The sequence below is a fragment of the Stenotrophomonas sp. B1-1 genome, assembly GCF_010894375.1.
GTDB lineage: Bacteria > Pseudomonadota > Gammaproteobacteria > Xanthomonadales > Xanthomonadaceae > Stenotrophomonas.
Genome location: NZ_JAAIUZ010000005.1, coordinates 50,454 through 74,658 on the forward strand (window position 1 = coordinate 50,454; position 24,205 = coordinate 74,658).

The following is a 24,205-nucleotide window of genomic DNA, read 5'->3' on the forward strand; positions in this document are numbered from 1 at the left end:
CCACCGCATGTATTCGCTTGCCCGCCCCTTCCTGTTCTCGCTCGACGCCGAGCGCGCCCACGGCCTCGGCCTGTCCGCTCTGGACCTGGCCTACCGCACCGGCACCACGCCGCTGTTGGCCGCACGCATCGCGCCGATGCCCAGCACGGTGTTCGGGCTGACCTTCCCCAATCCGGTCGGCCTGGCCGCCGGCCTGGACAAGAACGGCGAGCACATCGATGCACTGTTCGCGCTCGGCTTCGGTTTCGTGGAAATCGGCACCATCACCCCGCGCCCGCAGGAAGGCAATCCGAAGCCGCGCCTGTTCCGCCTGCCCGCCCACAGCGCCATCATCAACCGCCTGGGCTTCAACAATGCCGGCGTGGATGCGCTGGTGCGCAACGTGGAACGCGCGCGTGACCGCCGCGGCCTGCTTGGGATCAACATCGGCAAGAACAAGGACACCCCCAACGAACAGGCGGCCGACGATTACATCACCTGCCTGGACAAGGTGTATCCGCTGGCCGACTACATCACGGTGAACATTTCTTCGCCCAACACCGCAGGGCTGCGCGAGCTGCAGGAAGAAACCGCGCTGCGCCAGCTGGTGGCACAGCTGCGCGATCGCCAGGAAGCGCTGGCGGCGCAGCATGGCCGCCGCGTGCCGATGCTGGTGAAGGTGGCACCGGACCTGAGCGAGCGCGATATCGATGCCGCCGCCCGCGTGCTGGGCGAACTGCAGGTGGACGGGGTGATCGCCACCAACACCACCATCGACCGCAGCCGCGTGGCCGGCGATCCGCTGGCCAACGAGGCCGGCGGCCTGTCCGGTGCGCCGGTGCTGGACCAGTCCACCCTGGTGCTGCGCCGCCTGCGCGCGCGCCTGCCCGAATCCATTCCGCTGGTCGGCGTGGGCGGCATCCTGTCCGGCGCCGATGCGGTGGCCAAGATGGCCGCCGGTGCGTCGCTGGTGCAGTGCTACAGCGGCCTGATCTACAAGGGCCCTGCGCTGGTGGCCGACTGCGTGGAAGCGATCCGTCGCCGCCGCGAGGCGCCCAGCCGTGGCGCGGTGGCACCGCTGTGAGCACCGCACCCTTGCGCTGGACCCTGACCGAGAACGCGCCGCTGCAGACGCTGAATACCTTCCATGTGCAGGCCACGGCGGCGCAGCTGCTGGAACTGCACGACCCGGCCCTGCTGCCCGACGTGCTGGCCCTGCCCAGCGTTGCCGGCGGCCCGCTGCTGGTGCTGGGCAGTGGCAGCAACGTGCTGATCGCCGACGATCTGCCCGGCACCGTGCTGGTGTTCGGCAACCGCGATATCAGCTTCCTGGAACACCGCGCCGACCATGCGGTCATCCGCGCCGGTGCCGGTGTGCCCTGGCACGGGCTGGTGATGTGGTCGCTGCAGAATGGCCTGTCCGGGCTGGAAAACCTGGCGCTGATTCCCGGCACCGCCGGTGCCGCGCCGATCCAGAACATTGGTGCCTACGGCGCGCAGGTGGGCGAATTCATCCAGGCCGTTGAAGCCTGGGATTGCCAGGACCAGGCCTGGGTGCGGCTGGACAACGAACAGTGCGGCTTCGGCTACCGCGACAGCGTGTTCAAGCAGCAGGCCGATCGCTACCTGATCACCGCCATCGAACTGAAGCTGCCGCTGCTGCACGATCTGCGCATGGATTACGCCGGCATCCGCGAGGAACTGCAGGCACAGGGCGTGGAACTGCCCAGCGCGGTGGACGTGGCCAACGCGGTCATCGCGATCCGCCGCCGCAAGCTGCCCGACCCGGATGTGCTGGGCAATGCCGGCAGCTTCTTCAAGAACCCGGTGCTGCCGCTGGAACAGACCGAGGTGCTGCTGCAGCACTTCCCCGAGCTTCCGGTGTTCCCGGCCGAGCGCGAGGACCAGCGCAAGGTGTCGGCGGCGTGGATGATCGACGCCTGCGGCTGGAAGGGCTTCCGCGAAGGCGATGCCGGCGTGGCCGCCAGCCATGCACTGGTGCTGGTGAACCACGGCAATGCCAGCGGTGCTGAACTGCTGGCCTTGGCCCGGCGCATTTCCGCCTCGGTGCTGGAAAAATTCGGCGTGCCCATTGAACCGGAACCGCGCCTGCTCGGCGCCCAGTGGTGAACACCGCCGTGCAGGGCCCGGCCGCCGCCCCGTTGCGGGCGGCACTGCTGATGCTGGGCAGCACCCTGGCGTTCGGGCTGATGGCCGTGGCGATCCGCTACGCCACCCGCTACGTGCCCACCCAGGAAGTGGCCTTCTTCCGTAATGCCTTCGGCCTGCTGGCGCTGCTGCCCATGCTGCTGCGCCCGGGCCGTGCGCCGTTGAAGACCCAGCAGTTGCCGCGCTATTTCCTGCGCAGCGCCATCGGCCTGGCCTCGATGCTGTGCGCGTTCTGGGCGCTGGGCCACCTGCCGCTGGCGCAGGCGGTATCGCTGTCCTATTCCACGCCGTTGTTCGTCACCATTGCCGCGGTGCTCTGGCTGGGCGAGATCGTGCGCGTGCGCCGCTGGGCGGCGGTGGTGATCGGCTTCATCGGCGTGCTGGTGATCGTGCGGCCCGGCACCGCCGGCTTTTCCGCAGGCAGCTTGGTGGCCGTGGCCGCCGCCCTGCTCAGCTCGCTGGTGGCGATACAGATCAAGCAACTCACCCGCGTGGACAGCGCCGATACGGTGGTGCTCTACACCTACGTGTTCTGGGTGCCGCTGTCGTTGGTCCCGGCGTTGTTCGTCTGGGTATGGCCCACCGGCATGGCTTGGGTGTGGCTGGTGGCCACCGGCGTGATGGGCACCGTGGGCCAGCTGCTGTGGACCCGCGCGCTACGCCTGGGTGAAGTCTCGGCACTCACTCCGATCAGTTTCCTGCAACTGCCGCTGGTGACCCTGTGCGGCTGGCTGCTGTTTGGCGAAACCATCGACCGCTGGACCCTGATCGGCGCCGGCATCATCCTGGCCGCCAACGCCTACATCGCCCACCGCGAAGCCGTACTGGCCCGCCGCGCCCGCGCGCCTGCCCCGTAGAGTCGAGCTTGCTCGACTGCTCTTTGTAGAGTCGAGCCATGCTCGACTGAATTGCCGAACGCAGTCGAGCATGGCTCGACTCTACAACACACGGCAGTCGAGCATGGCTCGACTCTACAGAACGCAGCACGCCACCCGGTACGCGCGCTCGGCCGCATCCACCACATTCCCCGGCGCGAACTGCTCGCCCAGGAAATGCAGCGCCTGCCGCCGCTGCTGCGCCGCACGTCCCTGCGCCTGCGCCCCCAGCAGCATCTGCTGGAACTCGATCAGGTCCTGCAGCACGCGCACATGCCGGTACCAGGCAATCCATCGCGCATCGCCCAGATCTTCCCCATAGCCTTCCACGAAACCCTGCGGGCGCTCACGCCCCCACCGGCCGCCCACCGCGCCGCCCACGAACATCAGGTCGCGCTCGCGCGGGGCCAGCGCCAGGCCATCCCAGTCGATCAGATGCAGTCGGCCAGCCGTATCCATCAACAGATTGCCGGCATGCAGATCGGTATGGCACACCCGCAGTTCTGCACGCTGGTCCTGCAGGCCCTGCTGAAGTTCCTCGGCGCGTGCATGCAGCTGCGCAATGCGCGCACGCTGTTGCTGCCACAGCGCCAGGAACGCCTCGCCCCAGCGATCCGTGGCCGTCGGCAGCGCACCGGGCTGCTGCAGCCACTGCCCCACCGTCAGCAGCGCGTCGGTATCCAGCGCAACCTGCGGCAGCGCGCTCGCCATCGCTGCCGGCAGGCGCGCCTGGTGCAGGCAACGCAGCACGCGGCCCAGCTGCTGCCACTGCGCCGAACTCAGCGGCGCCTCGAAACCCGATTGCCCTTCAATATAGGGAAACAGCGTGAACTGCAGGCCCCAGCGCTGTGCCGACGCGGCACCGGCCAGGGTGGGCCACGGCGCCACGATTTCCTCGATGCCCAGCGTGCCGCGCAACCAGTGCAGGCTGTCCCACACTGCCGGGTTCACCTGGTAACGGCGGCACTTCAGCCACCACTGCGCGTTACGCGCATCAATGCGGTACACCGCCGCATGGGCATCGGCGCCCACCGCGCGCGGCACCACCGCCGTGGGCGTGATGCCATAGGACTGCTGCAGGACTTCCCCGATCTGCGGCGCCGTTGCAAGTGACATGAACACCCGACTGCGTGGAGGGCACGCCCACTATCGCAGACACGCTTTACAGCGCGCAGGCAAACCGGTCACATCTTTGGCCAGCTGCGACAAAACAGCGCAGCGTCACGTCACGTCACTTCGCGTAGTGCCCCAGGAACATCGCCACGGCCGATTCGGCCACCCGCGTACGCTCGGCTGCGGCCAACGGCGGCTGCCCCAGCGTCACCTGCGGCCAGAACGCAAAGCCCTTCACCAGGCCCTGCAGCTGCTGGTCGGCGAATTCCGGATCGACCTCGCGCAGGCGACCATCGGCCACCGCAGCGCGCACCCACGCACTCACCCCGCCCTCTTTTTCGCCCATGCGGCAGACGATGGCCTGCGCGCGTTCGGGCGAATGGATGATCTCGGCCATCGCCACCCGTGCCAGGTCAATGAAGTTGGGGTCGCCCAGCAGCTCCAGTTTCTTCGCCAGCAACTGCAGCAACTGCGCCTGCAGCGGCTGGTCGGCGCGGTAGGGCACGTCCACGCTCGCCACGCTGCTTTCCCACAGCTCTTCCAGGATCAGCGCGAACAGTTCTTCCTTGCTGGGGAAATGGTTGTAGACCGTGCGCTTGGACACCCCGGCGGCCGCCGCGATGCGGTCCATGCTGGTCGCCTCGTAGCCCGCCGCGCGGAACTCTTCCACCGCCGCGCGCACGATGGCTTCGCGTTTGCGATCGGTCAGGCGTTGCGGGGCACGGGACATGGCGTTACCAGGAATCTGAACGGACGCCGATATTTTACACCGGCCAGTGTACTTTCGAAATCGGAAACTACACTGTGCAGTGTACCCAGCGGACGTCCCCGATGAAGCGCCTGCTCCTTGTCCTCCTGCTTGGAACCCTTGCCGTGACCGCTTATACGTTCTGCAAATCCTGGTCCCTGCCCGACTTCCCCGACTCGCCGCAGTACCGCGACGGCAAGTTCCGCAACGTCCTGCCCAAGCCGGCCATGGGCCTGCGTGATGGTCTGGAGATCTGGTGGACCTTCCTGTTCAACAAGCCCAAGGGCACCGTGCCCACGCAGCCTATTCCCGTGCAACCACTGGACCGCGCCACGCTCGACACCGCGCCCGATCGCAGCCTGTTCCGCCTGGGCCATTCCACCCTCCTGCTGAAGCTGCGCGGCCAGTACTGGCTGACCGACCCGGTGTTCTCCGAACGCGCCTCGCCGGTGCAGTGGATGGGCCCGGCACGCTTCCACGCACCGCCCATCAGCATCGACGAACTGCCGCCCATCGCCGGCGTCATCCTGTCGCACAACCACTACGACCACCTGGACCATGCCGCCGTGCTCGCGCTTGCGGGCAAGACCACGCGCTTCATCGCGCCGCTGGGCGTGGGCGACCAGTTGATCGCCTGGGGCATCGATGCAGCCAAGGTGGAACAGCTGGACTGGTGGCAGAGCACCACCGCTGGCGGCCTGCGCCTGACCGCCACCCCGGGCCAGCATTTTTCCGGTCGTGGCCTGGGCGACAGCGACCGCAGCCTGTGGGCGTCGTGGGTCATCCAGGATGACGACTTCCGCATTTTCTTCAGCGGCGACACCGGCTACTTCGATGGCTTCAAGGCCATTGGTGAAAAGTACGGCCCGTTCGATCTGACCATGATCGAAACCGGCGCCTACGACGAACGCTGGGCCTTCGTACACATGCAGCCCGAACAGACCCTGCAGGCGTACCTGGATCTGCGCGGCAAGTGGCTGCTGCCGATCCACAACGGCACCTTCGACCTGGCCCTGCACGACTGGCAGCAACCGTTCGAACGCATCACCGCCCTGGCCGCTGCCCACAACGTCCCCGTCGCCACCCCGATCATGGGCGAAGCCCTCGACATGCAGGCCCCCACGCCCGGCACCCGCTGGTGGGAATCCCCCCGATAACCCCGGCCGGTAGGTGCCAACCTTGGTTGGCACGCCTTCTACCGCCGCCGTTGCTGCTCCTTGTCCACGTTTACCTGGGCGGCCGCGGCAGCCAGTTCCAGCAGTTCTCTGCTGACCTTCTGGCTACCGCGCGCCTGCAGCCACGCAAGAATGTCAGCCAAGTGCCAGATGGATGCGCTGCCTTCATGCACGGGTGCAGGGAAGGTGTGCGGGTGTGACAGCAGCAATTTGCGCATGTTCTGCCGCGACATGCCCAGCAGATCTGCCACATCGGTCAGCCCCACCAGATCGGGGCTGACTTCAATCAGCTCAGCACCCGGCACCGCGGCCCGTACATCGGCAAGTGCCGATGAGACGGCGTCCTGAGCGCTGGCGGCCTGTCGGCAGAACTCAAGCGCCAACCGACCTGGTCGGCCGATGCCCAGCAATGCATCGTCGCAACCCGCTTCAGCCAGTTGCCGCTCCAACTCGCCGGCATCTGCACCAGCATCAGGCAGACGGAATTTCAGAATGAAGGTGAACTCGGTCATGGATACAACCCTTCGGGGCAGGCAGGTGCGTCATTGCTCACGGATGCAGTTCTCCACAACACGGCGCAGCGCCCTGGCGTGGTTCGCGGGATTGCGCGGCGTGCTCCAGATGCTGACGACACAGAATTCGCCGCAGCGGCACTCCTTGTCGTTGTAGGGGCAGTAAATCCTCCCCCACGCATGGCTGCCACCGATACGTAACCACCAACCACGCTCTTCCGCAAAACGCAGCGCGGCCTCAATGTCTTTGTCTGGATGGCGCGAACGGGGCATTCCTTTCCCTCGGAGTCTGGAGTCAGCCGGATTGGCTGTCAAGTGACAACCCATTCTGTGTGCGAACACCGCGATCAACCGTACGCGTTCTCCAGTACCGATCCAGAGGCACCCACGACACAGCGGTAGGTGCCAACCTTGGTTGGCACGCATTCCCCCAGCCATACCCACCCACATACTGCGATGCGTCATGTAACCGCTTACATCCCTTGCTAGCGTAGCCCTGCCCGTTCCCGGGCCGTGCTCATGTGAGGCCTTCGCAATGACGCTCTGCGCCGACCGCTGCACCACTCCCCCGCCGCACCGGCGCCTCGCCCAGGCACTGCTGCTGCCCACCCTGGCACTGGCGGCGGCGGTCAGCGCACAGAACCTGCCACCGCGCGCGCAATGGCAGGCCAGCGCCTCATCGCAGCAGGTGCCAGCGATGGCGATCGGCCACCTGATCGACAACGATCCGAAGACGGTGACCGGTGGCGCGTTCAGCCCCGGCCATTGGTTCCAGATCGATCTGGGCAAACCGGCAATGCTGGCAGGCGCGCGCCTCACCTGGGATGTCTCCAACCCCGAAGCCTATTCGCTGCAGACCTCGCTCGATGGCACCCACTGGCAGACGGCCTACGTCATGGCCGATTCGCTGGGCGGCATCGAGACCCTGTACTTCGCGCCCCGCCAGGCCCGCTACCTGCGCCTGGCCAGCCCACAGCGCACGTCCGACTGGGGCGTGTCGATCTTCGAAATGGAACCGCTCGACACCGCGCTCAGCGCACAGGTAGCCGGGCTGGATGCCACCCAGACCGCTGCGCTATGGCAGGGCGGCGACACGGTGGCCCTACCCACTGGCAAGGACGGCAGCCACACGCTCGACATCATCCTGCCCCGCGCGCAGCCCAGCACCGGGCTGGCGGTGGACTGGGCCAGCGTGCACGGCGCCGCACGGCTGCAGGCACAGGACGCGCAAGGTCGTTGGCACGAGCTGGCGCGCGATGCGCAGGCCGCCACGCGGCAACAGAGTTGGCTGGCAGCCGATGCACCGCTCGACCTGCAGGCACTGCGGCTGACCGTGGCAGGCGATGCACCGCAGATAAAACGCATCCGCCTGCTCGGCCCGAAGGCCGTGATGACGCCGATGAAGCGTTACCAGATCGCCGCCAGCGGCGCGCAGCGCGCGTTGTTCCCTGCCTCGCTGCACATGCAGCAGACGTACTGGACGGCCGTGGGCGTGCACGCGGGCCGGCAGAAATCCATCTTCGACGAATACGGCAACATCGAGGCCTTCAAGGGCGCGCCGCTGGTTCAACCGATCTGGCGCAGCGCCGATGGCCGCACCGCCGGCGCCGCCGGACACCCCGTGCAGCACGCCCTTCGCGATGGCTGGAAACCCATGCCATCGGCCACCTGGTCGCCGCAGGCGGGGCTGGAACTGCGCAGCGAGGCCTTCGCCATCGAGCGCGACGGTCAGCCGGTCACCTTCGTGCGGCATCGTCTGCACAACACCGGCACTACAGCGATCGAAGGCACGCTGAGCTTGGCCGTGCGACCGATGCAGATGAACCCGCCGTGGCAGAACGGCGGCCTGTCGCCGATCCGCGAGGTGGCCGTTGCAGGCAACGCCGTGCGCGTGAATGGCCGCATCCTGCTGCAGTCACTCACCAGCGTAGATGCCGCAGGCAGCGCGCCGTTCGGCAACGAGGGCGACACCGAAATCACCGCGGCCATCGCCAGCGGACAACTGCCTGCAGCGAAACAGGCCAGCGATGCCGCCGGCCTGGCCGCGGCGGCGCTGAGCTATCGCATCCGCCTGGCCCCCGGTGCCAGCGAAGCCGTCGTGGTGGCCTTCCCGCTTGGCACCGCCAACGCTGATGCCAATGGCGTGCTGCCCCAGGCACCGCCCCTGGACCTGGCATCGCTGCCACGCGACGGCGGCACGGCCTTCGACACGCTGGCCAGCCGCGCCTCCAACGATTGGCAGGCACGGCTGGGCCAGGTGGGACTGCGCCTGCCCGATCCTTCGCTGGTGGACATGCTGCGCGCGCAGGCCGCCTATATGCTGATCAACCAGACAGGCCCGGCGATGCAGCCTGGCCCACGCAACTACAACCGCTCATTCATCCGCGATGGCATGGCGACCTCGGCCGTGCTGCTGCGCATGGGCGAAGCCAAGGTCGCGCGCGACTACCTGGCCTGGTACAGCGAACACGGCGTGCATGACAACGGCCTGGTGTCCCCCATCCTCAATGACGATGGCAGCGTGAACACCGGCTTCGGCTCGGACATCGAGTACGACAGCCAGGGCCAGTACATCACCCTGGTGGCCGACGTCGCACGGCTGGATGGCGGGCCGGAAAGCGTGCGCGCCTATCTGCCCAAGGTGAAGGCCGCGCTGCACTTCCTGCAGGAACTGCGCGAGCGCACCCTGGTGCCGGGCTACATGGCCGACCAGCCGTCGCCGGAGCGCTTCGCCGGCATTCTTGCTCCGTCGATCAGCCACGAAGGCTACCCCTCACCCACCCACAGCTACTGGGACGACTATTGGGGTCTGAAGGGCTGGCATGATGGTGCGTGGCTGGCCGAATCGCTGGGCGACCATGAAACCGCAACGTGGGCGCGCGAACAGTACAAGGCGCTGTATGACGCACTGCATGCCTCGATCCGCGCGACCATGGCATGGAAGGGCATCGACTTCATACCGTCCTCGGCAGACCTGGGCGACGGCGACCCGACCGGTGTGTCGATCGCACTGGACCCCACCGGCGCGCAGAGCGTGCTGCCCGCCGAGGCCCTTCGCACCACCTTCGCCCGCTACCTGGACGATGTGCGCAAGCGCAACCAGCCCGGTGCGCTGTATGCCTATACGCCGTATGAAATCCGCAACGTGCTGAGTTACGTACACCTGGGCCAGCCCGAAGCAGCCGACGAACTGCTGCAGGGCCTGCTGCACGATCGCCGGCCGCTGCAGTGGCAGGTGCTGGCGGAAGTAGTGCATTCGCGGCTGCGCTTCCCGCGCTACCTGGGCGACATGCCGCACACCTGGATCGGCGCCGAGTACGGCCGTACCCTGTTCGGCATGCTGATGCGCGAAGACGACGACGCGCTGTCACTGCTGCCGGGGGCGCCCCCTTCCTGGGTAGCGGGTGAAGGCCTGGCCGTGGACCGCCTGCCCACCGCCTATGGCACGCTGCAGATGCAGGCCCGGCAGCGCGATGGCCGCCTGACGGTGTCGCTGGGCAAAGGACTGCGCAAGGGCACGCCCGTACGCCTGTGGTGGCCCAGCCGCACCCTGCCGAAGGACGTGCGCGTGGATGGGCGAGCGGTATCGAACTTCGACAAAGATGGCGTGCTGCTGGCGAAACCGTTCAAGACGCTTGAGGCGCGTTGGCCGTGACCCGGGTAGGTGCCAACCTTGGTTGGCACGCCCTGCCTTGGTAGGTGCCAACCTTGGTTGGCACGTTTTGCCTTGGTAGGTGCCAACCTTGGTTGGCACGTCCTGCGTCGACCAAGGTCGACGCCTACCAAAGCACAGACCGCCCGCGATCCCGTAGGTGCCAACCTTGGTTGGCACGCCCTGCGTCGACCAAGGTCGACGCCTACCAAAGCACAGACCGCCCGCGATCCCGTAGGTGCCAACCTTGGTTGGCACGCCCTGCGCCGACCAAGGTCGACGCCTACCAAAGCACAGTCCCCTCGCATTCCGGTGGGTGCCAACCGTGGTTGGCACGCGTGCCTCAAAACCCCGGCAACCCCGGCGGGTTGGTCTGCGACTGCGGCACCGCTTCCTCAGCCAGGTTCCAGCGCTGCAGCGCCTGCGCATACGTGCCGCTTTCAATCTGCGTGTTCAACGCCTGGGTAATCGCATCTGCCAGCCCGCTGCCCTTGCGCGTGGTTGCTGAAATCGCCGCCGAATCCGGCCAGCCGCCGGGGAACAGCCCCACCCGCCGTACCTTGCCGTCGCGCGCCGAATAGGCACCGGTCGCGTTCGGTTCAAACGACACATCGGCACGTCCGGTAATCACCGCAAGCCGCCCCACCACCGCATCATCGAAGTACTGGTACTCCACCGGCTTCAAGCCCGCGGCAATATTCTGCTGGTCCCAGTGCCGCAGAATCTGGTCCTGGTTGGTGCTGGCCCCCACCACCACTTTCAGCCCCGCCACATCGGCAGGTTTTTCGATCTTCTGGATCGGTCCGTCGGTGCGTGTGTAGATGCCCAACAGGTCAAACCGATAGCTGGAGAAATCGAACTTTTTCTTGCGCTCTTCGGTCACCGTCACGTTCGACAGCACCGCATCGTACTTGCCCGATTCCAGCCCCAGCGGCCAGTCAGCCCACGCTACCGGCACCAGCACCAGCTTCAGGCCCAGGCCATCGGCAATCAGCTGCGCGATGTCCGGCTCCACGCCAATCACCCGCTTGCTGTCGGCACCATAGTCGGCCAACGGCAGCTGCGCCGGGTGGGTGGCCACGGTCAGCACGCCCGGGGTCACGAAACGGTAGCCGGGCGGCAGCAATGCCTGCGCCTTGGGGTCCGGCGTGCCGCGCAACACCGGTGCATCGGCGCCGGCCAAAGTAACGCTGGCAGCCGGCACCGGCGCCGGTGCCTGCCGCACGCGCGAATAGACGATGCCGGCAATGCCGATCACCAGCACACCCACAACCAACAGGGTGCTGCGCGAAGGACGACGGTGTGATGCAGGGCTCATGGGTTCACTCGAAAGGGCTACAGGGTCTTGGCCAGGAAATCGGCAGTGCGCTGCTGGCGCGGGCGCTCGAACAGTGCCTCGGGCGTGCCCTGTTCGATCACCCGGCCCTGGTCCATCATCACCACGTGGTCGGCCACGCGGCGGGCGAAGGCCAGTTCATGGGTCACGATCACCAGGGTGGTGCCCGAACGCGCCAGTTCTTCAATCACGCTCAGCACTTCGGCCACCAGCTCCGGGTCCAGTGCCGAAGTCGGTTCATCGAACAGCAGCACCTTCGGCTGCAGCGCCAGCGCGCGCGCAATCGCGATGCGCTGCTGCTGGCCACCGGACAACTGCCGCGGGAACGCATCGGCCTTGTCGGCCAGGCCCACGCGCTGCAGCAACGTACGCGCCTGCTGCTCGGCCTGCACGCGCGACACCCCGCGCACCGCGATCGGCGCTTCCATGATGTTTTCCAGCGCGGTCAGGTGCGGGAACAGGTTGAAGCCCTGGAACACCATGCCGACCTCGGCGCGGCGGCGACGGATTTCACGCTCGGGCAGTTCATACAGGGTGTCACCCTCGCGGCGGTAGCCGATCAGCTGCCCGGCCACGCTTACATAGCCGCTGTCGGCGCGCTCCAGATGGTTGATCAGCCGCAGCAGCGTGGATTTACCCGCGCCCGAAGGACCAATCAGCACCGTCACGCTGCCCGCGCGCAGGTCCAGGCTCACATCGTCCAGCACCACCTGCTCGTCGAATACCTTGCCTACGCCGTGCAGGCTCACTGCCGCGCCCTGCCCGGCTTCCACCGGCACCGCCACGCGTGGGCGATCACCATCCCCGGGCACGGCAGCGCGCGCACGCGGCACCGAAGACACCGGCGATATGCTGCGCTCGCGCTGCAGCTGGCCACGCGCAAAGCGCTGCTCCACCCGCCGCTGCAGCAGCGACAGCACGGTCAGGATCACCAGATACCAGACCGTGGCCACCATCAGCAGCGGCACCACTTCCAGGTTGCGGCGATAGATCACCTGCACGGTGTAGAACAGCTCGGGCAGCGCCAGCACGTAGACCACCGAGGTGCTCTTGGCCAGCCCGATCACATCGTTGAAGGCCGCCGGCAGGATCGAGCGCATCGCCTGCGGCAGGATGATGCGGCGCACCTGGCGTCCGCGCGGCAGGCCCAGTGCGGCCGCGGCTTCATATTGGCCATGGTCCACCGACAGAATGCCGCCACGGATCACCTCGGCTGAAAACGCTGCCTGGTTCAACGTCAGGCCCAGCACCGCCGCGGTGAACACGCCGATCAGCTGCGTGGTCGGGTACGAGAACAGGCTGATGCCGGTGAACGGCACGCCCAGTTCAATGGTGCTGTACAGGTAGCCCAGGTTGTTCAGCAGCAGCAACAGCACCAGCAGCGGAATCGAGCGGAACAGCCACACATAGCCCCACGACACCGCTGCCAGCAGCGGCGAGCCGGACACCCGCGCCAGCGCCAGCAGCGTGCCCAGCGCGAAGCCCAGCCCGGTGCCCAGTGCGGTCAGCAGCAGCGTGCGCCCCAGCCCTTCCAACACCGGCTTGGCGAAGAACCATTCGGCGAACGTACCCCAGCCCCAGCGCGGGTTGCCCAGCACCGACTGCAGGCCGATCAGGATCAGCGCCAACGCCAGCAGCGTGCCCACCACCTGCAGCGGGTGCCGCGCCGGCACGATCTTCAATGCGGGTGCAGCGGCAGCGCGCGTGGCCAGTCCTTCCAGCGCGGTCGAAGGCGTGCTCATGCATGCACCGCCTGGCGTGCGGCAACCACCGCGCCTGCCCCCGGCTGCGGCGCGCGCAAGCTTTTCTCGAACGGCAGATGCGCGATGGTTTCCGGGTCGGCGTGCAGGTCGAACAGCGCGGTGTAGCCGTGGCTCAGGTACAGGCCCACGGCCTCGGGCTGGCGGAAGCCGGTGGTCAGGAACACGCGCCGGTAGCCCTGGCGTGCGGCCTGCTCTTCCAGTTCCTGCAGCACCCGCCGCGCAATGCCCTGGCGGCGCAGGCCGGGCAGCGTCCAGATGCGCTTGAATTCGGCGGTGTCGGCATCGCGGTGCGGCATGAAGGCACCACCGGAAATGGCCACGCCATCGCGCAGCAGCAGCACGAAGGCGCCCACCGGCGCGGCAAACGCCTGCGCGGGGTAGCGCTGCAGTTCCTCGCGGGCGCTGCCGCCAATGCGCCGCCGCACATCGGCGTAGCGGCTGTCGTATTCCTGTTCCAGCCCATCGAACAGCGGCCGTGCCAGCGGATCGTCCACGCCGGTATACAGGAAGCGCTCGTTCTCAAACACCGTACTCATGCCGCCTCCTCCACCAGATAATGCTCGGCCAGCCGCGCCCACAGGCTGGCGGCCGGCGCAATGGCTGCATCGTTGAAGACGTAGCGCGGGCTGTGCAGCGAGGCGCTGTCACCGTTGCCGACGAAGATGAAGCTGCCCGGGCGCGCCTGCAGCAGGAAGGCGAAATCCTCACTGGCCGTGCGCGGTGCGAAGTCGGCCACCACCTGCTCGCGGCCAAACGCCTGCACTGCAAGATCACGCACCAGCGCGGTCTGTCCGGCGTGGTTGATCACGCTGGGGAAGCCGCGCGGGAAGGAAATCTCCGCGCGCGCGCCGAATGCCGAAGCGGTCTGCTCTGCAATCTCGATCACCCGCCGCCGCAGGGTGTCGCGCACGTCCGGCAGGTAGGCGCGCACGGTCAGGGTCAGTTCCACCGCATCGGGAATCACGTTGGCCGCCTGGCCACCGTGGATCGAGCCCACGGTCACCACGCCCATCTGTCGCGGGTCGACATTGCGCGACACCACGCTCTGCAGCGCGGTCACGATATGCGCTGCGGCCAGGATCGGGTCCACGCTGCCCTGCGGCTCGGCGCCGTGGCCGCCCTTGCCGATCACCTTCAGCCGCGCCCAATCCACCGATGCCATCGCCGGGCCATCCACAAAACCGAAATGCCCCACCGGCACGCCCGGCCAGTTGTGCAGGCCGTAGATCGCATCCACCGGGAAACGCTCGAACAGGCCGTCGTCGATCATCTTCGATGCACCCGAACCGGTTTCTTCGGCCGGCTGGAACACCAGGTGCAGGGTGCCGCTGAAGCGCCCATGATGGGCCAGGTAATGCGCCGCCGACAGCAGGATGGCGGTGTGGCCATCGTGGCCGCAGGCGTGCATCAGGCCTTCGTTCTGGCTGGCATAAGCAAGGCCGGTTTCCTCGGCGATCGGCAAGGCATCCATGTCCGCGCGCAGGCCCAGCCGGCGCGTGCCGTTGCCACGCTGCAGCGTACCGATCACGCCGGTGCCGCCCACGCCAGTGGTCACCGCATAGCCCCAGTGCTGCAGCAGCTCGGCTACGCGGGCGCTGGTGCGGTGTTCCTCGAACGCCAGTTCCGGGTGGCGGTGCAGGTCATGGCGGATTGCGATGGCCTCGGCAGCGCGTGCCGCGATCTCCGGCAGCACGCCGGTCGCTGCGGAAACGCGCTGAGGGTGGCCCGGCGCCACCGAAATGTCTCCGCTCATCCCCCTACCCCACCTTCCGCGCTGGTGCGGCATCGACCGCATGGCGGCTGGCCTTGTACGGCAGCCCCAGGTTGTCGCGCAGGGTCTGCCCCTGCAGTTCACGCTGGTGGTAACCCCGCGCCTGCAGGATCGGCAGCACCAGGTTCACGAAGTCATCCAGCCCCTCGCGCTGCGCGGCAAAGCCCAGGATGAAGCCATCACTGGCACCGGCATCGAACCAGCGGATCAGTTCGTCGGCCACCTGTTCGGGCGTACCGATGAAATTCGGCCGCGGGCTTACCGCCTGCAGCGCCACCTGGCGCAGGGTCAGGCCCTGGGTACGCGCATCCTGTTTGATGCGGTCGGTGGTGGAGCGGAATGAATTGCTGCCCACCTCACCCAGCTCCGGGAACGGCGCATCCGGGTCGTACTGGCTGAAATCGTGATGGTCGAAGAAGCGCCCCAGGTAGGCCAGCGCATCGTCCAGCCCGGCCAATGCGGCAATGGCCTGATACTTGGCCTCGGCCTCTTCGGCGGTGCGCCCCACGATCGGGCCGATGCCGGGGAAGATCTTCACGTCCGCCGCGCTGCGGCCATGGGCAATCGCCGAATTCTTCACCTTCTGGGTGAAGGCGCGGGTTTCTTCCAGCGACGGCGAATGGGTGAACACCGCATCGGCATACTTGCCCGCCAGTGCAATGCCATCATCGGAAGAGCCGGCCTGGAAGATCACCGGCTGGCCCTGCGGCGAACGCTGGATGTTCAGCGGTCCTTCCACCTGGAAGAAGCGCCCCTTATGGTCCAGGCGGCGGAATTTCTCCGGTGCGAAGAACACGCCGCTGTCGCGCTCGCGCACGAACGCATCGTCATCCCACGAATCCCACAGGCCCTGCACCACGTCCAGATACTCATCGGCAATCTGGTAGCGCAGCGCATGTTCCGGGTGCGGGCGGCCGTAGTTGCGGCCCGACCCCTCCAGCGGCGAAGTCACCACGTTCCAGCCCGCGCGGCCACCACTGAGCAGATCCAGCGAGGCAAACTGGCGCGCCACCGTGAACGGATCGCTGTACGAGGTGGACAAGGTCCCCGCCAGGCCGATCTTCTTCGTCGCCGTAGCCAGCGCAGACAGCAACGAGATCGGCTCGAAGCGGTTGAGGAAGTGCGGAATGGATTTTTCGTTGATGTACAGGCCATCGGCCACGAAGCCGAAGGCGATGCCGTTGTCTTCGGCGGTGCGCGCAATGTCGATGTAGAACTGCAGGTTCACGCTGGCATCGGCCGGATTCGATGCGTGCTTCCACGCATGCATGTGGCTGCCAGGGCCCTGCAGCATGATGCCGAACGGAATGGGACGCGGGGTCGTGCTCATGGGGGAATCTCCTGCAGGTCAGGCCACTGCCGCGCGCGGTGCGGGCGACAGCAGTTCAAGGGAGGTCAGGCGTGCATCCAGGTCGGCCACCGGCGCATCCAGGATGAATTCGCCCACGCCGAAGCGGCGGTGCAGTGCGTCCAGTTCTGCGCGCACGTGGGCGGCATCGCCGGACAGCACGCTGGGCACGGTTTCCTCGATACGGAACTCGGCCACACCCACCTGGCGGGCGTACTCGGCTGCCGCTTCCGGGCTCGGCAGGTTCACCGTCTGCCCCGGCGCCAGGTGCACCTTGTACACGCGCAGCGCGCCGATGTGCCGCGCCGCTGCTTCGGCGGTGGGCGCAGCGAAGGCCACCGTGGCCAGCAACGGCGGCTGCGTGGACAGCGCGCGGTAGGCCTCGAACGCCGCTTCAATGTGCTGCGGGTCGCCGTCGAAGTGCGCCGCGTACACGAAGCGCCAACCCAGTTCGGCGGCCTGGCGCGCACTGTGCGGGCTGGCGCCCAGCAGGAAGCGTTCGGGCGCAGTCTGCGGTACCGGCCGTGCCTGCGCATCCTCGCGGGTGCCGGCCAGATAGCCTTGCAGATCGCGCAGCTGCTGGTCGAAATCGGCGAAGGCCGGGCGCCCCGCCGCCAGCGCTGCGGTCGAGGCCGGCAGACCGCCCGGTGCCTTGCCCACGCCCAGATCCACCCGGCCCGGTGCCAGCGCCGCCAGCAGGTTGAAGTTCTCGGCCACCTTATACGGTGCGTAGTGGCGCAGCATCACCCCGCCACTGCCAATGCGGATGCGCCGCGTCTGCGCCAGCACCCAGGCCGCCAGCACTTCCGGCGCCGGGCTGGCCAGGGTGGGCGCAGCGTGGTGTTCGGCAAACCAATAGCGGTGGTAACCCAACTGCTCGGCGCGCTGCGCCAGCTGCAGGCTGTTGCGCAGCGCCTGCTCCGGCGTTGCGCCCTCGGCCACCGGGCTCTTGTCCAATACGCTTATCTGGTAGCTCATGCACGCGTCCTCGCTCAGGGGTGGGCCACGGGAATGCCCAGCAGGGCATTGAGCGCCGCCAGAATCGGCTCGGCACCGGACACCACCTGGCGGTCCTGGTGCGCGCCACTGGCGTGTTCGCTGTGCACGCCCTGCGGCAGCACCAGCTTGGGCAGCGACTGGTCCTGCTCGCCAATCTCGGCAATCACCTCACGGCGCGGCCGGGCGAACCCGATCCGGCGCACGTCCAGCTGGTCATCCAGACCGTCAATGCTGGACAGCGCACCTTCCAGCAGCAGGCTGTGCCGGCAGAAGAAACGTTGCCCGGGCAACTGGCCATCCTCGAACTGGCGATCCAGCAGGAACAGGATGGGCTTGGGGGATGCGTCTACCGCCACAGTGAAGTCCTCATCAGGTGCGGCGTGACCCTGCCGCGTCACCTTCGATGCTAGAGAGACCGAGCGCCGCCACTGCGCCAGTGCGCGACAATCGGCGGTCAGATCCGGCCATGCAGATGCGTGTTGGCCATAACGTCATGGCCATCACAGGCAATGTCAGGCAATGCGGCGCAACGCCACGGGCAGCGCCACGCCCTGCGCCGCCAGGTGCCCGCCCGCCCGTTCGGCAGCCAAGACGATGCGCGCCTGCAGGGCCGCGCTGTTGATCACCTCGCCATCGAAATCGGCCGGCGTGGCATACACCCCGATCGGCAACGTGTGCGCCTGCAGGAAACTGAACAACGGCCGCAGCTGGTGATCGATCACCAGTGCGTGGCGCTCGCTGCCACCGGTGGCGGCCAGCAGCACCGGCGTATCCACCAGCGCTTCCAGCCCGATGAAATCCACCAGGTGCTTGAACAACCCCGGGTACGAGCCACGATAGACCGGCGCAGCCACCACCAGCAGGTCAGCCGCTTCGATGGTCTGCAGCGCCTGCTCCACCGCAGGCGCGGCCTCATCGCGCGACAGCGCCTGGCCCAGCGAGCGCGCGATCGGCGCCAGCTCCACCCACTCCACCCGCGCCTGCACCCGCTGCTGCAGCGCATCCAGCAGATGCCGCACCAGCAACGACGTACGCGATGTCGCCGACCCCGTCGGCGAGCCCACCAATGCCACCACGTTCACCACAGAAGACATAGAAACCCCCGCTTTACGCGCTCTTGTAGAGTCGAGCCACGCTCGACTGCCTTACACCTCAGAACCGATAGTTCACCCGCCCGTACCAAACCGCCCCCACCGTGCTCAGCACATCGCCGGTATCCCAGGTGGTTTCGATGCTGGCCACGTCGGTGGCACTGCGCGCGTACTCGGGCACCTTGCGGGTGCGCTTGTCGAACACGTTGTTCACCCCCAGCGCGGCGCTCCAGCCCGCGCCCAGTTCCACCGCGCCGGAAATGTTTGTCACCAGCACCGGCGGCTGCGTGTAGGCCACGCCGTTGTTCAGGCGCTTGATCGGCCCGTAGTAGGTGAAGTCCAGGTTCGAGCGCCAGCGCCCGTTCTGCCAGCCCAACCCCGCCACCTGGGTGTACTGTGGGGTGCGATAGCGCAGTGCGTATTCGCTGGAACGGGTGAGCAGGTTGATGTTGGGCAGGCCCTGCAGCGCCGCCGGAATCGCACTCACTTTCTGGATCGTGGTGCGGCCCACGTTGGCTGCGTACGTCCAGCGCAGCTTGCCCCACGCCGTGTCCTGGTTCGCTTCCAGGGTCAGCTCCACGCCGCGCGTACGGGTGTCGCCCACGTTGGTGAAGTAGCTGGCGTAGAACGCATCGCCGGGCAGAATGCTGATGCCGGCCGTGCCCAGCAGCGCGTCGATGGTGTTCTTCTGCGCGGCGGTCAGCACGGTGCCGCTGTTGTCGGTAATGCGCGCCGGGTCCTGCGCGTTGTAGCCAATCTGGCTGGACTGCCCCAGCTGCCCGCGGATATCGATCTGGTACGCGTCCACCGCCAGATGGAAGCCCGGGCTCGGGTCCCAGGTCACGCCCAGGCTGTAGTTGGTGGCCTTTTCCGGCTTCAGCGGCGTCGCGCCCAGCGCAACGGCAGCCGGCGAGCCAACCTGCGCCACCAGCGTGGTGCCGCACGGGCAGCTGCCGGTGGCCTGGTAGAACTGCGCACCCAGGCTGGGCGCATGGAAACCATTGCTGACCGTGGCACGCACGCCCAGTGCATCGGTGAAGTCGAAGCGCGTGGTCAGCCGCCCGGTGGACACCGTGCCGAAATCAGAGTGATCTTCCCAACGCGCCGCCGCATCCAAGTACCAGCGCGAGGTGATGTTGGTGGCTGCACCGGCATACACCGCCTTGCTGTTGCGCGTGGCCTTCACGGCATCGGCGGTGGAATAGCCCACGAACGCCGCTGCGCCAAAGCCGGTGTACGACTCCCACTGTCCCGCGCCGCGTTCGTACTGTTCGTGCTGGTACTCAGCGCCGGCACTTACTTCCAGTGGCGACGCGAAGGCCGCCACCTCGAACCCACGGCGCAGGTCCAGGTTGGCGATGCCCTGCTGGTAGTCCAGCTTGCCGTCGTAGAAATCGGTGGGCGAGCCGGGGTATGGCAGCGAATAATTCACCGAATTGCGCGTGTAGGTGCGCACCGTGTTGCGGTTGCCGGTCAGGCTGGCGTCGTAGTCCCAGCCCGCAAGCTGGCCCTTCACCCCGGCCGTGCCGGTGTACTGCTTCTCCTTGGTTTCCAGCACCGGCAGGAAGCCATCGGGAAACACACTCAACACGCCCGGCGCTTTGTAGGTAGTGAAGATCGTGGCCGGCAGGCGGAAGTTCTGGATCGCCTGCGCCGTGCGGTCGCTGGCCGTGGCATTGGCATAGAACTGCGCGCTCTCGCCCAGGCCGTGCCCCACGTTCACTGCGAAGGCCTTCAATGCGTAGGACGGCGAACTGAGGATGGTGTTGGCTTCCGCATCGCGCGTGGCCTCGGCCGGGTTCGGCGATGCACCGGCAGGCAGACGGTTGTTCGGGCGCAACGCCACCAGGTTGCCATTGGCATCCACTGCCGGGTAGCTCAGGTAGCCATCGATATAGCGCCGGGTGCGGATGGCATGGTGCTGGCGCGTGGTTTCACCTGACAGATTGATGAAACCATCCTCGCCCCAGGGCAGGCCCACATTGGCGCGCACGCTGGTGCGGGTGCCATCGCCATCGAAGCTCTGCCCGCTTTCCACCGACACATCGCCGCCGTGCGCCTGCGATTTCAGGATCACGTTGATCACACCGGTAATGGCGTCAGAACCGTAGATGGCCGAGGCGCCATCGCGCAGCACCTCCACATGGTCGATGGCCGACACCGGAATGAGCGCCAGATCGGCCCAGGCGTGGCCGGGGTAGCCGCCGCCGTTGGCACCACTCACATAGGCGCTGGCATTGCGGCGTTTGCCGTTCACCAGCACCAGCGTGTAGCCCGGCGACAGATTGCGCAGCTGGTAGCCGCGAATCAGGCTTTCCTGGTCGCTCTGGTAGCCACCAATCTGGCTGAGCGACGGCAGGCTGCGCTGCAGCGCTTCCAGCAGATTGGCCTGGCCGGTGGAGGCCAGATCCTCGGCCGAGATCACATCGATGGGGGTGGAACTGTTCTTCACCGTGCGCGTGCTGGTGCGCGAACCGGTCACCACCACCGCATCCAGTGTGGACGCGGCCAGGTTGGCCGAGGTAGCGCTGGCCGTGCTGGCCGGTGCATCGGCATCAGCATCGGCGGCGTGGGCAGGTGCAGCGGCCAGCGTGGCCGCGATCAGAACCGCGAGGGTATTCAGGACAGGCGTGTGGGCGGCAGGCATGGGGGCTCTTGGGGGTGGGCCGGAGACACACCTCCATTCAAGAGCCCCCGCCCGCCACGCAACAGGCGAAATCGCGTCACCCAACCGTCATATCGCGCCAGCCACATGACCGCTGGTAATGACCTTACGCAGCCGGGGTCGGATCCCTTTCCGCAGGAAAGGGCTCTGACGCCACACGCCATCCCACACACCCCATCGGGGTCAGAGCCCTTCCTGTGGAAGGGATCTGACCCCAACTCACTGCACCCGTCCGGGGTCGGATCCCTTTCCGCAGGAAAGGGCTCTGACCCCTACTCCATATGCCAGCACGGCATCACCACATGCCCGCACACCCCTGCGCTTACGGCCGCGCCTCGCTAGCATCACCCCATGCACAGCGAACCCGCCGCCCCCACTGTTGCCATCGTGGCCTGCCACGGCCAGGGGCTGTTCGAATTCGGCTGTGCCGTCGGTCTGTTCGCGCCCATCCGCCCGGAACTGGGCGTGGCCTGGTACCGCACCCAGGTGTGCGCTGGCGAACCCGGTGCGCTGCGCATGCTTGGCAACGCGCAGGTGCAGCTGCCCTACTCGCTCGATGCGGTGGAAGATGCCGACATCATCGTCATTCCCGGTTGGCGCGAACCCAGCGAGCGCCCACCCCAGGCGCTGCTCGATGCGCTCATCCGTGCCCATGCGCGCGGCGCACGCATCACCAGCATCTGCTCCGGCGCGTTCGTGCTGGCCTGGGCCGGCCTGCTCGATGGCCGCCAGGCCACCACGCACTGGCGGCTGACCGACACCCTCGCCCGCGAATTTCCGCGCGTGCACGTGCGCGACGACGTGCTCTATGTCGATACCGGCGACATCATCACCTCGGCCGGTTCGGCCACCGGCATGGACATGATGCTGCACATGGTGCGCAAGGATTACGGCGCGCGCGTGGCCAATCTGGTGGCCGAGCGGCTGGTGCTGGCACCGTGGCGCGATGCCGAACGAAGCCAACGGGTCAGTCGGGCCATTCCCAATGGCGAACCCACGCGGCTGGCCAAACTGATGGAATGGATGCGCCGCAATATCCGCGATGCACATTCGCTGGCCAGCCTGGCCGAACAGGCCGCACTGAGCCAGCGCACCCTGCAGCGGCAGTTCCTGGAAGCCACCGGCTTGTCGCCCATCGATTGGCTCATCCGCGAGCGCGTGGCGTTTGCCCGCGAACTGCTGGAAACCACCGACCGGCCATTGCAATGGGTGGCCGAACAGGCCGGGTTCGGTTCGCAGGAATCGTTCCGCCGACACTTCCGTGGGCTGGTCGATGCCAGCCCAACGGAATACCGCAGCCAGCATCGTGGGGCGGTCAGTGCGGATCGGCTGGTCGGGTGCTGACGCTGCCCGCTATGCGGACCACAGGCGAACGTCCTCCGCCCCAGTGGGGAAAAATCCGTCCGGTTTGCAGAACACCAGTTTCCCGCCGAGAGACTGAGTGCGAGTGAAAACAGCTACGCCACCCTCGCTGCCGAATACTGCGTAGTGGTGAGTCAACTGGCACACCAGATTGGCTTCGGCACCCGGCTGACGCTTCCAGAAGGGGCTTACCTCCGAGTAAGCGAAAAGATGAAGCTGGAGTCCTTGATAGCCATGGCCCACCGAGTAGTCAGGTAGACCGGAGTGCTGAACCTCAACCTGCCGCAATGCATCACGAAGCCGCTCCATCGCGGCAACGGCATTCTCCGCAGGGGGCATGGCCTCGAATGCATCCAATGCCAACTTCAATCGCTCGCTCTTCTTCAACATCGACTAATCCTTGACGGGAAGACCTCAGGATGGAGTGTAGGCGCTGCCGATGTTGTTCAGCATGCGATTGCTGTTCCGCCGCATTCATTGGCGAGCAGCACGTCCAATCCGCCAGCATTGCGCAGCGAACCCGACCACGAATACCACTGCGCAGCACAGCAACACCTGCAGCACGACCGGTGCCAACGGCGCAGCCGCAATCGGGTGCCCAACCGGCAAACGGGTAAGCGTTTCATTGGTGCCCGGTACCAACGACAGCAGGAAGCTGAAGGACAACGCGAACGTTGAAAGATACGGCGCCAGACGCCCCAACACGCGCAGGCGTCCTGCCAGAACGCCGCCGAATGCGATAAGCAGCACGATCACCCCAAACGCATGGCCCGGGTTCAGCCCACCCGTACTGGATACGGTGAATGCCGTCGCCACTGACAGCACCAGACCGACCAGATAGACCTTGCCTGAGCGAGTGGACGGGTCGATCGCGCGATGGCGGATGAAGCTGTAAAGCCCGGCCAGGACAGGAATCAGGCTGACGGCCGTATGGATTGCGCCGAGGGTGGACAGTGGGTGTGCCATGAAAAACTCCGGACTCTATGTGAACCTACTAGTAGGTAGGCTAGTTGGACAAAAGAAAGGCCTGCGCTGCCGCAGGCCCACCAAGCAACTCTCAGGCTGGCGCGCTTACCCGCGCGATAGCCAGGCGCGCCAGCGTCGCGAACGTGGCTGCGTCACCAAAGCCACGCGCGGCCAGCATCGCGCCATGCACCGACGACATGAAGGCCTTCGCCTCGTCGGCCGCCGAGCTTTGCAGCCGCAATTGCCCCTGCGCCGCGCCTTTTTCCAGGGTGAGGGTCAGCCAGCCGCTCAGATCTTCGAAATGGCCGCGTACTTCATCGGCGATCTCTGTCGGAATCAACGGCGCCTCGGCCGCCAACATCGCGCAGATGCAGAACGACGACGTACCGCCGGCAATACAACTGGACCAGTAATCCACGTAAGCGTTCAGTTCCTTCAGCGGATCGCCCAACTGCCGGTCCAGCAGCGCCAGACCTTCGCGGGCTTCTGCCCGGTACAGCACCACCACCGTGCGCACCAGGTCCGCCTTGCTGGGGAAGTGGTGGTGGATGCTGGCCTTGCTGATGTTCACCCGCGCCGACACGTCGGCATAGCTGAAACCGTTGTAGCCACCGGCTTCCAACAGGGATCGGGCCTGGGCCAGGATTTCCAGCGCTTTCGGAGAGAGCTGCTCTTTCATGA

General features: G+C 66.8%; 22 protein-coding genes. 6 read left to right on the plus strand and 16 right to left on the minus strand.

All coding sequences use genetic code 11. The annotated features are described in order from the left end of the window. Positions 1–7 precede the first annotated feature (7 nt). From G4G00_RS03450 to G4G00_RS03460, 3 genes are read left to right on the plus strand one after another with little or no spacing between them, the layout of a single operon-like run. A complete protein-coding gene (locus tag G4G00_RS03450; RefSeq protein WP_164271219.1) occupies positions 8–1,063 on the plus strand; it encodes a quinone-dependent dihydroorotate dehydrogenase in 1,056 nt (351 codons plus the stop codon). Beyond that, positions 1,060–2,109: a UDP-N-acetylmuramate dehydrogenase gene (gene murB / locus G4G00_RS03455; RefSeq protein ID WP_164271222.1), complete on the plus strand. Its 1,050-nt coding sequence runs from the start codon at positions 1,060–1,062 to the stop codon at positions 2,107–2,109. Before G4G00_RS03450 ends, murB begins: the two co-directional genes overlap by 4 nt. 32 nt (positions 2,110–2,141) lie before the next feature. Next, a complete protein-coding gene (locus G4G00_RS03460; protein WP_275898488.1) occupies positions 2,142–3,005 on the plus strand; it encodes a DMT family transporter in 864 nt (287 codons plus the stop codon). A gap of 114 nt (positions 3,006–3,119) precedes the next feature. Here G4G00_RS03460 and G4G00_RS03465 read toward each other — a convergent pair whose 3' ends face one another. Together G4G00_RS03465 and G4G00_RS03470 are read right to left on the minus strand one after the other, a co-directional pair. Beyond that, positions 3,120–4,139 carry an aminoglycoside phosphotransferase family protein gene (locus G4G00_RS03465; protein ID WP_164271225.1) on the minus strand — a complete coding sequence of 340 codons (1,020 nt, stop codon included), beginning with the start codon at positions 4,137–4,139 and terminating at the stop codon, positions 3,120–3,122. Positions 4,140–4,254: 115 nt separating this feature from the next. Continuing rightward, positions 4,255–4,866, minus strand: coding sequence for a TetR/AcrR family transcriptional regulator (locus tag G4G00_RS03470; protein WP_108761857.1), 612 nt, complete (start codon positions 4,864–4,866; stop codon positions 4,255–4,257). 101 nt (positions 4,867–4,967) lie between these two features. Here G4G00_RS03470 and G4G00_RS03475 point away from each other — a divergent pair, with 101 nt between their 5' ends. Next, positions 4,968–6,041: an MBL fold metallo-hydrolase gene (locus tag G4G00_RS03475; protein WP_164271228.1), complete on the plus strand. Its 1,074-nt coding sequence runs from the start codon at positions 4,968–4,970 to the stop codon at positions 6,039–6,041. Between the two features lie 38 nt (positions 6,042–6,079). Here G4G00_RS03475 and G4G00_RS03480 read toward each other — a convergent pair whose 3' ends face one another. Beyond that, positions 6,080–6,571: a DNA-binding protein gene (locus G4G00_RS03480; RefSeq protein ID WP_108752917.1), complete on the minus strand. Its 492-nt coding sequence runs from the start codon at positions 6,569–6,571 to the stop codon at positions 6,080–6,082. A gap of 30 nt (positions 6,572–6,601) precedes the next feature. Beyond that, the gene (locus G4G00_RS03485) at positions 6,602–6,844 is read right to left on the minus strand and encodes a hypothetical protein (protein WP_164271231.1); all 243 of its coding nucleotides are present in this window, start codon (positions 6,842–6,844) and stop codon (positions 6,602–6,604) included. A gap of 262 nt (positions 6,845–7,106) precedes the next feature. Here G4G00_RS03485 and G4G00_RS03490 point away from each other — a divergent pair, with 262 nt between their 5' ends. After that, the gene (locus tag G4G00_RS03490) at positions 7,107–10,226 is read left to right on the plus strand and encodes a discoidin domain-containing protein (protein WP_164271234.1); all 3,120 of its coding nucleotides are present in this window, start codon (positions 7,107–7,109) and stop codon (positions 10,224–10,226) included. A gap of 340 nt (positions 10,227–10,566) precedes the next feature. Here the strand turns inward: G4G00_RS03490 and G4G00_RS03495 are convergent, their stop codons facing one another. The 9 genes from G4G00_RS03495 to G4G00_RS03535 form a co-directional block, all read right to left on the minus strand. Then, positions 10,567–11,541, minus strand: a complete 975-nt coding sequence (locus tag G4G00_RS03495) for an ABC transporter substrate-binding protein (RefSeq protein WP_108761852.1) — start codon at positions 11,539–11,541, stop codon at positions 10,567–10,569. A gap of 17 nt (positions 11,542–11,558) precedes the next feature. Further along, a complete protein-coding gene (locus G4G00_RS22085; RefSeq protein WP_164271237.1) occupies positions 11,559–13,301 on the minus strand; it encodes an amino acid ABC transporter permease/ATP-binding protein in 1,743 nt (580 codons plus the stop codon). Further along, positions 13,298–13,849, minus strand: coding sequence for a GNAT family N-acetyltransferase (locus G4G00_RS03505; protein WP_164271531.1), 552 nt, complete (start codon positions 13,847–13,849; stop codon positions 13,298–13,300). The genes G4G00_RS22085 and G4G00_RS03505 overlap by 4 nt, the downstream gene beginning before the upstream one ends. Before the next feature lie 5 nt (positions 13,850–13,854). Beyond that, complete coding sequence (locus G4G00_RS03510; protein ID WP_164271240.1) at positions 13,855–15,075, minus strand: M20 aminoacylase family protein; 1,221 nt, start codon at positions 15,073–15,075, stop codon at positions 13,855–13,857. 4 nt (positions 15,076–15,079) lie between these two features. Then, a complete protein-coding gene (locus G4G00_RS03515; protein WP_108771530.1) occupies positions 15,080–16,423 on the minus strand; it encodes an LLM class flavin-dependent oxidoreductase in 1,344 nt (447 codons plus the stop codon). An 18-nt stretch (positions 16,424–16,441) separates the two neighbouring features. Then, complete coding sequence (locus tag G4G00_RS03520; RefSeq protein ID WP_164271243.1) at positions 16,442–17,419, minus strand: MsnO8 family LLM class oxidoreductase; 978 nt, start codon at positions 17,417–17,419, stop codon at positions 16,442–16,444. A gap of 14 nt (positions 17,420–17,433) precedes the next feature. Next, positions 17,434–17,796: a DUF3088 family protein gene (locus G4G00_RS03525; protein WP_108756021.1), complete on the minus strand. Its 363-nt coding sequence runs from the start codon at positions 17,794–17,796 to the stop codon at positions 17,434–17,436. Between the two features lie 156 nt (positions 17,797–17,952). Further along, positions 17,953–18,534 carry an FMN reductase gene (gene msuE, locus G4G00_RS03530; protein ID WP_108771528.1) on the minus strand — a complete coding sequence of 194 codons (582 nt, stop codon included), beginning with the start codon at positions 18,532–18,534 and terminating at the stop codon, positions 17,953–17,955. Positions 18,535–18,592: 58 nt separating this feature from the next. Further along, positions 18,593–21,178, minus strand: coding sequence for a TonB-dependent receptor (locus G4G00_RS03535; RefSeq protein ID WP_164271246.1), 2,586 nt, complete (start codon positions 21,176–21,178; stop codon positions 18,593–18,595). A 369-nt stretch (positions 21,179–21,547) separates the two neighbouring features. Here G4G00_RS03535 and G4G00_RS03540 point away from each other — a divergent pair, with 369 nt between their 5' ends. Continuing rightward, positions 21,548–22,540, plus strand: coding sequence for a helix-turn-helix domain-containing protein (locus G4G00_RS03540; protein ID WP_164271249.1), 993 nt, complete (start codon positions 21,548–21,550; stop codon positions 22,538–22,540). Positions 22,541–22,549: 9 nt separating this feature from the next. Here G4G00_RS03540 and G4G00_RS03545 read toward each other — a convergent pair whose 3' ends face one another. The 3 genes from G4G00_RS03545 to G4G00_RS03555 form a co-directional block, all read right to left on the minus strand. After that, positions 22,550–22,948, minus strand: coding sequence for a hypothetical protein (locus G4G00_RS03545; protein WP_164271252.1), 399 nt, complete (start codon positions 22,946–22,948; stop codon positions 22,550–22,552). 84 nt (positions 22,949–23,032) lie between these two features. Then, on the minus strand, positions 23,033–23,524 hold the full coding sequence (locus tag G4G00_RS03550) for a hypothetical protein (protein ID WP_164271255.1): 492 nt from the start codon (positions 23,522–23,524) through the stop codon (positions 23,033–23,035). A 91-nt stretch (positions 23,525–23,615) separates the two neighbouring features. Further along, positions 23,616–24,203, minus strand: coding sequence for a TetR/AcrR family transcriptional regulator (locus tag G4G00_RS03555; protein ID WP_164271258.1), 588 nt, complete (start codon positions 24,201–24,203; stop codon positions 23,616–23,618). Positions 24,204–24,205 lie beyond the last annotated feature (2 nt).